Source organism: Sphingobacterium chuzhouense, from assembly GCF_014692525.1.
GTDB classification, from domain to species: Bacteria; Bacteroidota; Bacteroidia; order Sphingobacteriales; family Sphingobacteriaceae; genus Sphingobacterium; species Sphingobacterium chuzhouense.
On the sequence record NZ_JACNYL010000006.1, the window covers coordinates 194,690 to 207,804 of the forward strand.

10 protein-coding genes are annotated in these 13,115 nt (G+C 44.1%); 2 read left to right on the forward strand and 8 right to left on the reverse strand.

Going from position 1 to position 13,115, the window contains the following annotated elements; translation table 11 throughout:
* Nucleotides 1-46 precede the first annotated feature (46 nt).
* Nucleotides 47-3,394, forward strand: coding sequence for a TonB-dependent receptor (locus H8B21_RS19825; RefSeq protein WP_190315593.1), 3,348 nt, complete (start codon nucleotides 47-49; stop codon nucleotides 3,392-3,394).
* Between the two features lie 9 nt (nucleotides 3,395-3,403).
* Nucleotides 3,404-5,083: a RagB/SusD family nutrient uptake outer membrane protein gene (locus tag H8B21_RS19830; RefSeq protein ID WP_190315594.1), complete on the forward strand. Its 1,680-nt coding sequence runs from the start codon at nucleotides 3,404-3,406 to the stop codon at nucleotides 5,081-5,083.
* Between the two features lie 53 nt (nucleotides 5,084-5,136).
* Here H8B21_RS19830 and rfbA read toward each other — a convergent pair whose 3' ends face one another.
* From rfbA to H8B21_RS19870, 8 genes are all read right to left on the reverse strand, one after another.
* A complete protein-coding gene (gene rfbA, locus H8B21_RS19835) occupies nucleotides 5,137-6,003 on the reverse strand; it encodes a glucose-1-phosphate thymidylyltransferase RfbA (RefSeq protein ID WP_190315595.1) in 867 nt (288 codons plus the stop codon).
* A gap of 27 nt (nucleotides 6,004-6,030) precedes the next feature.
* A complete protein-coding gene (rfbD, locus tag H8B21_RS19840; protein ID WP_190315596.1) occupies nucleotides 6,031-6,891 on the reverse strand; it encodes a dTDP-4-dehydrorhamnose reductase in 861 nt (286 codons plus the stop codon).
* A gap of 2 nt (nucleotides 6,892-6,893) precedes the next feature.
* The gene (gene rfbC, locus H8B21_RS19845; RefSeq protein WP_190315597.1) at nucleotides 6,894-7,439 is read right to left on the reverse strand and encodes a dTDP-4-dehydrorhamnose 3,5-epimerase; all 546 of its coding nucleotides are present in this window, start codon (nucleotides 7,437-7,439) and stop codon (nucleotides 6,894-6,896) included.
* Nucleotides 7,440-7,448: 9 nt separating this feature from the next.
* Complete coding sequence (gene rfbB, locus H8B21_RS19850) at nucleotides 7,449-8,501, reverse strand: dTDP-glucose 4,6-dehydratase (protein WP_190315598.1); 1,053 nt, start codon at nucleotides 8,499-8,501, stop codon at nucleotides 7,449-7,451.
* Between the two features lie 374 nt (nucleotides 8,502-8,875).
* Nucleotides 8,876-9,655, reverse strand: coding sequence for a tyrosine-protein phosphatase (locus H8B21_RS19855; RefSeq protein WP_190315599.1), 780 nt, complete (start codon nucleotides 9,653-9,655; stop codon nucleotides 8,876-8,878).
* A gap of 144 nt (nucleotides 9,656-9,799) precedes the next feature.
* Nucleotides 9,800-10,792 carry a mannose-1-phosphate guanylyltransferase gene (locus tag H8B21_RS19860; RefSeq protein ID WP_190315600.1) on the reverse strand — a complete coding sequence of 331 codons (993 nt, stop codon included), beginning with the start codon at nucleotides 10,790-10,792 and terminating at the stop codon, nucleotides 9,800-9,802.
* Nucleotides 10,793-10,796: 4 nt separating this feature from the next.
* Nucleotides 10,797-11,345 carry an exonuclease domain-containing protein gene (locus tag H8B21_RS19865; RefSeq protein ID WP_190315601.1) on the reverse strand — a complete coding sequence of 183 codons (549 nt, stop codon included), beginning with the start codon at nucleotides 11,343-11,345 and terminating at the stop codon, nucleotides 10,797-10,799.
* Nucleotides 11,346-11,817: 472 nt separating this feature from the next.
* Entirely contained in the window at nucleotides 11,818-13,098 is a 1,281-nt protein-coding gene (locus H8B21_RS19870) for a replication-associated recombination protein A (protein ID WP_190315602.1), read from the reverse strand.
* Nucleotides 13,099-13,115 lie beyond the last annotated feature (17 nt).

The following is a 13,115-nucleotide window of genomic DNA, read 5'->3' on the forward strand; positions in this document are numbered from 1 at the left end:
GCATTATGAAAGACAAGTTAAAACAAGAAAAAGCTAGATCTAAAAAATGATGTATTTAAAAAAAGTGATGAAACTGATAGTCATGCTACTGTTTTTTACGCTTTCTACCGCGACTGCGAGTAGTTACGGCCAACAAAATATTACGTTAAGGGCAAACCACACACCACTAGGTAATGTGCTCAAAAACCTAGAGAACCAGGTGGATTACTATTTTGTATATCACGAATCCGAAATCCAGGGAATATCGATAGACCGCGTTCAATTAAAAAATGTCCCCCTTACGGACGCACTGGAAAAGATATTGAGCGGAACGGATATCGTATACAATATCGTCGGTAAAAATATTGTATTAAAGAAAGTTACTTCGGCATCTGCTCCTGCCGTACAGCAACAAGTATCAGGTACGGTAACCAACGATCAGGGAGAGGCCCTGATTGGCGCCACGGTAGTGGTTCGAGGGAAAACCTTACAGACACAAACGGACGTGAACGGAGAATTCCAACTGACGGGACTGGAGAAAGGCGATGTTTTGGTGGCTTCTTATATCGGCCATTCGCCTGGTGAACTGGTATATGATGCGCAACCCAAACTAGCGATTACCCTAAACGCTATCGCGGGTGATCTGGACGAAGTAGTCGTGGTAGGTTATGGTACACAAAAGAAAATCAATCTAACGGGTGCCGTAGGTTCTATTTCGGGTGAAGATCTGGAAAACCGGCCAATTACCAACGTTGGACGTGGATTGCAAGGTCAGATTCCGGGATTGACGGTTCGCGGCGAAAATACCGCGCCTGGAGCTCAAGCACCTAAGATTCGTATTCGCGGTGTTGGTACTTGGGGCGATGCCAATCCGCTTATTGTCATCGATGGCGTACCTGGCGGCGACATGAATATCTTGAATCCGGACGATATCGAGAGTATCTCGGTATTGAAGGACGCTGCCTCCTCTTCTATTTATGGGGTACGGGGTGCAAATGGGGTAGTACTGATAACCACCAAAAAAGGTGCCTCGGGCAGTCCAGCTATAAATGTAAGCAGTTACTTCGGTTGGCAAACCCCTACGGCATTACCGAAGTTCTTGGGCTCGGTCGACTATATGATATTACAGAATGAAGCGAACGTTAACGCAGGGCAAAATCCAACCTATACGGAAGAACAGATTGAAATTGCACGTAACGGGTCGGATCCAAATTATTTTGCAAATACCAATTGGATTGACGAGGTGTACCGTAAGAGTGCCCCACAACAAAACTATAACGTGAGCTTGCAAGGTGGTAAAGATCAGACAACCTACTACGCTTCATACGGGTATCTCGGCGAAGGAGGGCTAGTGGTTGGAGACAATTTTAAAGCCGGAAGGCATAACGCCCGCTTACGGTTAAACACGGAAGTTTTCGATCGCATTAAATTAGATGGTAACTTGGGATACGTGGATCGTGCGTATGACGGTTCGGCTTCCGGAACGAGTCCGCTATCGGCGGCGACATCTATCCGCCCACTGGTTCCCGTACGTTTCACCAACGGTAGCTGGGGCTACCATGGTGGACAAAGTAACCCCGTGGCTTGGGCGCAAGATGGTGGAACAAATAGCTTTACATCGCAAGAAATCACTGCCAACATCGCCGCAACAATCAATCTTTTTGAAGGATTGGATCTGAAAGGCCAATACGGCTTGGTAAAGTACAATTCGAAACGCAACACGTTACTGAAGACCATCAACTATTTCAGTCCAGACGATGATGAACTGATATACCGCACCAATTATCCGAATAGCATGAAAATGGAACATTATGCACAGACCTATCAGACGTTTATCGGTACGGCCAACTATACCAAGACGTTTCAGGAAAAGCATAACCTAACAGGTTTATTAGGCTATTCACTGGAAGAAACGGTAGGAAATGATTTTTGGGCGTCGAGACAACGTTTGGCTTCGCAGGACTTGCCTTCTTTGGAAATTGGAACGGAGAACCAATTGAACGGGAGCTCAAGTGGGCAGAACGCGCTTATGTCTTTCTTTGGACGGGTGAACTATGACTATCAAAGTAAATATCTATTGGAAGGTAATTTCCGTTATGACGGCTCTTCGAGGTTCCACCCGGATGTACGCTGGGACTGGTTCGGCTCGTTCTCCGCAGGATGGGTATTTAGTGAAGAGACTTTCTTTGAAGGATTGAAGGATTTCTGGAATCTGGGTAAGGTACGGTTCTCGTATGGTACACAAGGGAACGATAAGGTAATGGATCCCAACAATAATTCCGTGCGCGATTTCCCTTATCTGCTCACCTTGGCACCTTCTGGTGTGACATCAAACAACCCTATTGGCGACCGGGAACAGGTGGGCTTCCGCCAGAGTTACATTCCTAATCCGCTCCTATCTTGGGAATCATCTGAAAAAACAAATATCGGTTTGGACTTAGCTTTCTTATCCAATAGATTAAGCGTAACAGCCGATTACTTTGTCAATAACACGAATAATATATTGCTTCCACGGCTTCTCCCTGATGTGATCGGAGTCGGAACAAATTATATGTCGTATAATGCCGGATCGGTAGAAAATAGGGGATGGGAACTGACTCTCGGCTGGCAGGACAATATTGGCGAACTGAGCTATGGCGCGAATTTCAACCTATCTGACGTGAAAAATAAAGTCACGCATTTAGAAGACCGCAGTGAAGTCCTTGGTGATCGCGTACGTTTGGTAGGCTACCCACTGGATGCTTTTTATGGCTTCATCGCCGACCGCATTGCACAAGAATCGGATTTTGATATCGTTGACGGGCAATATGTGCCGAAATTTCCATTTCAAAGTGGCGACTTGGTGGCCCCAGGCGACTTAATCTATAAACCGACGGATCCTGATGCAACAGCTATCACGGTACAAAACGACAGACATATCCTGGGAAGCGATATTCCGCGATACACCTATGGTTTCCGAGGTGACCTGGCTTATAAAGGATTCGATTTTAGCTTCTTCTTGCAAGGCGTTGGGAAGGCCGACGGCTATCTCGCCGGCTCTGCCAGACATGCATTCATTGACAACAGCGCGATGCCACAGGAGATACATTTAGATCGCTGGACACCGGATAACACCGATGCTTCGTACCCACGTTTTGTATACCTACGGACGCATAACACGCGCATGTCGTCTAAATGGATTGAGGACGCCTCCTATTTAAGGTTGAAAAATGTACAGTTGGGCTATACGTTCCCTGCCCCCTGGATGGAGCGCATGCGTGTCAGTAAATTAAGACTATATGTGTCGGGAGAAAACTTATTTACCAAAACGGATTTCTTCTATGGATATGATCCGGAAGTACCGGTAGGTAATACGGGCGGTTATTATCCGCAAGTGAAAACGTTTACAGTAGGTCTCAATTTAAATCTTAAATAATTGATAGTCATGATCTTTCATAAAAAATATATACATAACTTTAAATTAGCGGTGTTGCTGCTAGGCTTAGGAACCATGAGCAGCTGTAGCGATTTTTTGGATCGTTATCCGCAGGATGAGCTCGTCGACGAAACATTCTGGCAAACGCAAGAGCAACTTGAAATGGCGGCAACAGCCATTTATTCGCGTGTAAAAGCCAAAAACTTTGTCGACATGGAAAATATGGGTGAAAATACGATGTGGCCCCAAACAAACCAGTACAAAGATATTGGATCGGGGGTGTTTCCTGTAACACAACCTACCGTGAACGACGAATGGCGAAATATGTTCCGTGATGTACGGGAATGTAATGCGTTTTTAGAGAACTATGAAGGAGCGGAAGAAATAGATCCGGGCGCAACGGAAAGACTTGCCGCGGAAGTGCGTGTGATCCGCGTACTAAATTATAGCTTTATGACTTCGTTTTTTGGTGATGTGCCGCTTATCACCACTACACTTGATCCCGATGATCCGGAAGTATATGGAGAAAGAGATCCACAGGAGAAAGTGGTGGATTTCCTCTTGAATGAACTTGATTTGGCCGCGGAACATCTTTCCGAGGAAATTCCTACGGGTGATAACCTGGGTAGGGTAAACAAAGGCACAGCATTGGCTTTAAAGGCTCGAATTGCCCTGACTTATGGGCGCTTTGATGTGGCCGAAGAAGCTGCGAAGGCAGTCATGGATATGGGCGTATATTCCTTATATAGTACCGGTGATCCTGAAACATCCTACTACGACTTATTCACCAGAAACGGTAAACTAGCAGAAGGACGAAACAAGGAAACAATTTTTGCCCGCATGCACAAAATGGATATCATTATGCACAACTTAAGCCGGGAAATCCAGGTACCGGATCAATTTGCCCGCTTTGTGCCTACGCGATCGTTAGTGGAGTCATATCTTTGCAGCGATGGTTTGCCGATTGATAAATCGCCTCTCTACAACGACGATACCTATGAGGACGCGTTCAAAAACAGGGATCCACGCATGACGCAAACAATCCTCGTACCGGGCGATACCTGGGGAGGCCGTTATGATGGTAGACCGGTAGCGGATAATCCCAACCCCAATATCTTCATGGTGCCTAAGTTTAGCCAGGATGGTCGTGGATCGGTGACGACAACAGGTTACTATTATAAGAAATATGTGGAACCTAGCGCCGTCCCTAATTACAACCGAGATGACAATGATATTCATCATATCCGCTATGCAGAGGTGCTGCTGACTTATGCAGAGGCTCGTTTCGAACAGGGCAAGCTAACGCAGGATGACCTCGATATATCTATCAACCTACTCCGTGACCGGGTTGGTATGACCAGAATGAACCTTGCTTTCTTGGCACAGCACGGCATGGATGTCCGCGAAGAGATCCGCCGGGAACGCCGGGTGGAATTGGTACTTGAAGGCCATCGTTATTTCGACGTGCGAAGATGGAAAGAGGGTGAGCGCCTTGGCAAAGATATCGAAGGCGTAAAAGCGGAGTGGTTTCCGGCATTGAGCTCGAGTGCTTTCCGAAAAAACGCGGAGGGGTACTTAGTCGTTCAATGGAACAGAAGGTTTGAATCTCCTAAAAATTACCTGTGGCCTGTTCCACAAGTACAACGGGAGCGGAATTCAAATCTATCACAAAATCCGGGATGGGAATAATAGTTACCATCCGATGAATATAGAAGCGGTATCTTTTAGGTACCGCTTTTTCGTTATTTTCCTTTTGCGATGCGCTTTAGGTATTCTCCGTAGCCGGATTTTATCAACGGTTCGGCAAGTTGCAGCAGTTGGTCCTTATCAATAAAGCCCATCCGGTAGGCTACCTCTTCGATTGCACCGATTTTCATCCCTTGCCGTTCTTCGATCACTTGGATAAACTGTCCTGCCTGCATCAGTGATTTTATTGTTCCGGTATCTAACCAAGCTGTCCCTCGGTCGAACACGCCTACTTTGAGTTTACCCTGACGGAGATATTCCTTGTTAATATCCGTGATTTCTAACTCTCCGCGCGCAGAAGGCTTTATATTTTTGGCAATTCCAATTACTTCGTTGTCATAAAAATAGAGTCCAGGAACGGCATAGTTTGATTTAGCCACAGCCGGCTTCTCCTCGATGGATATCACATTTTTCTGCTCGTCAAATTCTACTACACCATACCGTTCGGGATCGTACACCGGGTAGGCGAATACCACCCCTCCGTCCGGATCGGAACAACTTTGCAGCAATTTGGACATCCCCGACCCATAGAAGATATTATCTCCCAAGATAAGCGCCACCTTATCCCCACCCATAAATTCTTCTCCCAAGAGAAACGCCTGTGCAAGCCCGTCTGGACTCGGCTGTTCTTTATAGGAGATCCGACAGCCAATTTGGGAACCGTCTCCTAAAAGTTTCTGGAAGTTTGGCAGATCTTGCGGCGTGGAGATGATTAAAATTTCGTTGATACCAGCCAACATCAGGGTAGAGAGGGGATAGTATATCATGGGCTTATCATATACCGGCATGAGTTGCTTAGATACGGCTAGTGTTAATGGGTGCAAACGCGTACCGGAACCTCCGGCCAATATAATACCTTTCATGTCGTTAATTTGTTAAGTAGTAAACTTTCACCTTGACCCTAGCATCGTTTTTAAGCTATCCAACCAAAACGGCACTCGAACGTTAAAAATACGCTTTATCTTACTTTTATCCAATAGAGAGTAGGCTGGGCGCTTGGCAGGGGTGGGGTATTCCGATGTCGGAATGGGAATGATTCGGCATGTTGCACCAATCAGCTCCCGGATGGTGACTGCAAAATCGTACCATGAAAGCTGACCTTCATTGGAATAGTGGTAAATGCCCGGAAGCCAATCCGCTTTTATAATATCGATAATGGCTTGGGCGAGGTCTCTGGCATAGGTAGGTGAACCGATCTGATCATGGACTACCGACAATTCTTCTCGTTCGTTCAAGAGGCGGATCATTGTTTTGACAAAGTTATTGCCATAGGTAGAGTAAACCCAAGAAGTACGTATGATAATGCTTTCGGGTGCCCATTTTTGTATTGCTTGTTCACCTCTCCACTTCGTGAGCCCATATATGTTCAATGGTGCCGTGGGGGCATCTTCCGTTAGGGGCTCACTGGAAAGGCCGTCAAAAACATAGTCGGTAGAAACCGCGAGCAGTTTTGCATCGTGCAGGCGGCAATATTGTGCTATTTCTTCCGTGGCCAGATGATTTACGGCATCTGCTAGTTCCGGCTCACTTTCCGCTTTATCCACGGCTGTATATGCTGCTGCATGGATAATGATATCGGGCTCATACATGCCCAGAATATCTTGGATAATCATCGTTTGTTCAAGGGGAAGCTGTTTTCTGTCCAAAAAGAAGGTTTCAAAGCCTTCCTCTTTTCCCAACAGTTCTTTTAGCTCAGAGCCTACCTGCCCATTAGACCCTGTTATGAGGATTCGTTTAAATTGTGAAGGCATCTTTACATCTTTACATTTTCAAAAAAAGGCAAAACTTTATCTTTGTCGGATATAATCAACTCTTCTTCCGGGAGCTGCCAATCGATTGCCAATGTCGGATCGTTGTAGCGCACACCCCATTCGGAATCTTTATGGTAAAAATTGTCACATTTATAAAAAAACGTAGCGGTATCGGAAAGTACGACAAAGCCGTGTAAAAAGCCTCTCGGAATGAACACTTGTAGATTATTCTCGTCGGAGAGCTCGATCGCTTCATACTGTCCGAAGGTCGCTGAATCAGGACGTGCATCTACCATGATATCAAGGACACGCCCCTGCAATACGCGTACTAACTTTGCTTGTGCATGTTGGCCACCTTGGGCGTGTAAACCACGAAGTACACCTTTTGTGGAAAAAGACTGGTTGTCCTGTACAAAACGTGTTTTCGTTCCGGTCAGTTCCTGAAAGGTTCTTTCGTTAAAGCTCTCAAAGAAATAACCCCGTTTATCGCCCAGCTTTAAAGGTTCCAAAATAAAGCATCCCTTGAGTTTCGTTTCTATAATTTTCATCACTACCCTCTATTTACCGTATTGATCTTCATAATATTTCTGATAGTCTCCCGACGTTACATGCGCTAACCACTCCCGGTTGTTCAAAAACCAATCTATAGTATAGGAAAGCCCTTCTTCAAACGTAACGGATGGTGAATAACCTAATTCCCTATTGATCTTGGTGGCATCAATCGCGTAACGTAGATCGTGTCCTGGACGGTCTTTTACATAGGTAATCAATTGTTCCGACGTCTCCGGTGTTCTCCCGAGCTTTTCGTCCATCTGTCTGCACAGTTCTCTGACAAGATCAATATTTTGCCATTCATTGAAGCCGCCAATATTGTACGATTCACCGTTTTTCCCTTGATGGAAAACCAGATCGATGGCCCGCGCATGGTCTACTACAAACAGCCAGTCGCGCGTGTATTTCCCGTCACCGTATATAGGTAGCGGTTTGTTGTTCAATATATTAAGGATACAAAGAGGTATAAGTTTTTCAGGAAAGTGATTGGGGCCGTAGTTATTCGAACAGTTAGTAATCACGACCGGCAATCCGTATGTATCTTGATAAGCTCGTACAAAATGGTCGGAAGCAGCTTTTGATGCTGAATAAGGGGAATGTGGATCATATGGGGTATCTTCGGTAAACAGCCCTGTTTCTCCTAAAGTACCATAGACCTCGTCTGTCGATACATGGTGAAAACGCTTACCTTCAAGATTGTCTTTCCACGTTTCACGTGCCGCATTCAAAAGGTTCACGGTACCCAATACATTGGTCGTCACGAAATCGGTAGGCGCGGCAATAGATCGGTCTACGTGAGATTCGGCAGCCAAATGGATAACACCATCAGGCTGATGTGTTTTGAATAACGCCAATAGGCCTTCTGCATCCCGGATATCTTGCTTGATAAAGGTATAATTAGGTTTTCTCTCGACATCTTTCAGGTTTTCCAAATTACCCGCGTAGGTCAAAGCATCAATATTAACTATATGGTAATTGGCATACTTATTTACAAATTCACGAACGACATGGGATCCTATAAAGCCGGCTCCGCCTGTAACGAAAATCTTTTTGTCCATAATTCAAAGATAATTCTTTTCCCCTTTTTCTTGATAAAAAGGGGACAAAAATCAAGGCTGAATATGGTTTTGCTATTTTTATTTATCTATTCCTAAACAGAATAAAACTCACTTCGTTCAGACATTATTCTGTTTTTTACGGAATAGCCTGCATAAAAATGGTCGCAAAACAATATAAGGCCGATTAAACCCGCATGACGCGAAGCGTTATTGAACGCTTTTATTTACGCATTGCACTATCCCCAAATTAACAGATTATGTCGCATCAAAAATTTTGAAATTTGTAGAAACAACATTTTTGCATTATCCAACCCATCAAAATTTTTAAGCGACGATTTTTTTTGTTTCTTTTTTTGAGGAAAAAAAAGAAAAAACTATATTGCTAATTTCTGGCTATCTTCAAACATAGTAGCGTTTTTTATGGGATTGTCTTTCAACAGATCGAAGGTATCATATTTCGCTGCGACCATTTTAAGCGCATGAAGGTGTTTGTCGTGATGCATATCAGTTCCAACCAGGTCATACATCCCTGATTTTATCAACGTCAGTGCTATGGATTTAACGGGCTCTCCGTAGTATCGGGAGATGGACAGTAGATTAAGTTGCAACAAGCAACCTGCATCTTTAATCTCTTTATATACTTTAAAATTCTGGTGATAGTAATTGTATCGTTCTGGGTGTGCTAAAATTGGTTGGTAGCCTTTTTCCTGAATATCTTTGATAATCTGAAAAAGTGCTCTGGATTCTGCCAAATAGGACATTTCGATAAGTATATGTCTATTTGGTAACGGACAGAGATTTTCGCTTTGGATCCACGTTTCTATCTGATCGTCAATCATATACTCTGCAGAATATTGCAGATCAAACTTGATTCCCTGATCGGTAAGTGCTTGTTTTAGTTTCGTGTGGGCGTCCTTAATAGTGGCCGGTGTATTGTCGTGCACGCCATGCATCACGTGCGGTGTTGATATACATTTTTTAATTCCTAATTCCTTTAATCCTTTAATAAGCTTCAGGGATTGTTCGATATCCGGACTACCGTCGTCGATGCCGGGTAGGACATGGTTATGCATATCTACCCCGATCCATGCTAATTTTCCGACAGCCTCATTTTGCTTTGTATTACGTTTAAATAAGTTTTTCCAAAAAGACATTATTAATAATTTTATTTTAGCTATTCTCTCCTTTAGTCTCTGTCTATAATCTTCGTCTATAATATTACGCAACAATAATGCAGCCAATATTTATATAATGAAACGAAGATTGTCGCCAAAACGCTACTATTAATTAAATAATTGTTAAATTAACGGAGAATTTTCCTTTTCTAATAGCTCGTAAACGTGTTTTACATCCTGTGCAAAAGCTTTGTCCATGACCAAAACAGCATCTGCTGTATTAACTACAACACAGTTTTGTAGACCAAGGAATACAGTGTGCTTCCCGGTTTCGCCGATAACGATATTCCCATGTTCATCCTTCGGATGTCCCTTAGCAACAAGGTAATCGTACAACGAATCAAACGATCCCATATCCGACCAATGGAAGAATGAAGGTACGACCTTAATGCTGTCGCTACGTTCCATAATGGCATAATCAACGCTTTTTGACGGTATTTTGCGCGAAAGATCTTCATCCAAAACGCCTTCTTTTGCCGCATCGAAAGTTGCTTTTGATGCCGTATATACCTTCGGATCGAAACGTTCTAGCTCCTGCAGATAGGTCGATGCCTTAAAACAGAATATCCCCGAGTTCCACAGGAAGTTACCACTTTTTAAGAAATCTTTTGCCGTCTCGAAATTGGGTTTCTCCCGAAAGGATAGGACGTCATTTCCTTCGGATTCAATATAACCATACCCTGTCTCCGGCCGTGTAGGGTTTATTCCGAAAGTGACAAGACTACCATCTTTTGCAAACTCTATCCCTCGCTTGATGGCTTGTAAATATTGCTCCTCCCCTTCGATGAGGTGGTCGGAGGGTGTAACGATTAAAATATCATCCGGATCACGCGATAGTGCGGCAAACGCTATCGCTGCTGCCGTATTTCGGGGGACTGCTTCGACGATAATATCGTGCGAAACGGCTTTTAAATCTTCGTCTGCTAAATCGATATTCTGCACGGAGCCCACCAAAACCACATGGTCACACACCGGTTGATTTCTCTCAATCGTAAGCTTAAATAACGATTTTTCGTTAAAAATCGGTAAATATTGCTTTGGCTTTGACTTACGCGACAGAGGCCATAACCTAGAGCCTACTCCTCCCGATAAGATGACATTTACTATTTTTCCCATAATTTTAAATCTCGGTTTGTTCCTGTGTTTGAAAGTGTTTTTCTATTAGAGCGGTCGTAATCTGATCACGCTTAAGATAAAGTTGGGCACTTGCCATGGCATCCGACAGGGGATCGTGGTGATTCAGGTCGATGTCCATAATATGACAACAGATGCTCAGTTTGGTCCGCTTAAACCCTTTTGATCTGTATATTTCACTCGTACATTCCCAGGTTGGCGAAAGCTGTAGTATATTATAATCCAGATTGTACAATCTCATTGTCTTTATAAGAACCTCCCTATCAAACTTCTCATTATGTGCCACCATTCGGCTACCTTTGAGGTAGCTCTCTATCGTTGGAAAAAGCTCCAAAAACGTCGGTGCGGCCAATGTGTCTTTCGGCTTGATACCGTGTACGCGGGTTGTTTGCCACATGTATTGGTTTTTGGGAGGGCGCACTAGACTATGGAATTGATCCACGATCTTACTGTTTTCCACCTTTACAATACCTACGGCACACACACTGGTATAAGCTGCGGTAGCGAGTTCAAAATCTATTGCCGTAAAGGTCATTAATTCTATATTAACTTTATTTTAAAAAACTCTACAAAGATAACTATTCTCTTTTCTTTTTTTCTTGACAAAAAAAGAAACAAAAAAGTCAAGACTTGCATGGTTCCGCTACCTTTACTTGTCTATTCCTAAACAGAATGGAACTCGCTGCGCTCAGACAACATTCTGTTTTTAACGGAATATCCTACGTAAAGCTGGCCGCGGAACAATGCTAGGTCCTTTTAACCCGCGTAATCACAGAGCAATATTGGACACTTTTATTTACGCTTTGTACTATCCAATATTAACAGTTATGTTTAACTATCAAACAAAGGAATTAACACGCCTCACAGGATTGTATTATCCCTATTTTACCTTAAATGTCCATCCGGATGTTTGACAATTGTAGAAATTCATCCTTAGCACTATCCCCGCTGTCAAATATCCGAAGGACGAGCTTTTTTGTTTCTTTTTTTGCGGGAAAAAAAGAAAACTAATAGCGATAGCGCTCCCGCCATTTGGAGCGAAGTGATTCCCTTATTTTATTCTCTGAAGGGTTGTTTCCGGGATCGTACAGCAAGGTACCGCTTAACTTATCGGGTAAAAACTCTTGTTCTACAAAATTACCGGGGTAGCTGTGTGCGTATTTGTATTCTGTGCCGTAGTCCAGCTCTTTCATGAGCTTGGTGGGTGCATTCCGCAGGTGTAGCGGTACGGGCAGATCGCCGGTTTGCCGCACTAATGCCTGGGCCTTACCAATCGCTTCATAGGACGCATTGCTCTTTGCTGAAGATGCCAGATAGGTGACCGTTTGCGCCAAGATGATACGGGATTCCGGCCAACCGATAACGTTGACTGCCTGAAAGCAGTTGTTTGCTAATAACAACGCATTCGGATTGGCGTTGCCTATATCTTCGGAAGCCAAAATGAGTAATCGCCTGGCAATAAAAGAGGGATCTTCTCCACCCTCTACCATACGTGCCAGCCAATATACCGCAGCATTGGGATCGCTCCCACGGATAGACTTGATAAAGGCAGAAATAATATCATAATGTTGTTCACCCGTCTTATCATATAGCGCCATATTCTGTTGCACCTGTTTAAGTACAAACGCATTGGTAATAGGTTGTTTTTGGGCATGGGCTGCATGGACGACAAGCTCGAAAACGTTCAGCAACTTGCGGGCATCCCCACCTGAAAGCCGAAACAATGCTTCATATTCTTCTATTTGGACAGGATGTTCCCGTAGATAACTATCTCGTTCGATGGCCTGTTCCAAAATAGCGGTCAATTCCTGTTCGGAGAGATGTTCTAGGACATACACTTGGCAACGGGAAAGCAAGGCGGAGATGACTTCAAACGAAGGGTTTTCGGTTGTCGCGCCAATAAGGGTTACCAGCCCGCGCTCCACTGCTCCTAAAAGGGAGTCCTGTTGAGATTTAGAAAACCGATGAATCTCATCGATAAATAGGATTGGCTGTTCTTGATTAAACTGATATAATTTATCTGCCTTGTCAATCACTTCGCGGATATCTTTGACACCTGATTGAATAGCACTTAGCGAAAAAAACGGTCGTCCGAGTTCACGGGCAATAAGTAGCGCCAAACTCGTTTTGCCGACGCCCGGCGGCCCCCAAAAAATCATGGAAGGTATATTCTTCTGCTCAACGGCGTTACGAAGTACAGCGCCTTCGCCTATAATATGACGCTGACCAATATAATCGGTAAGCCCCTTGGGGCGCATCCGCTCTGCTAAAGGTATCGATGTTGCCATAAGGCAAAGATACTAAT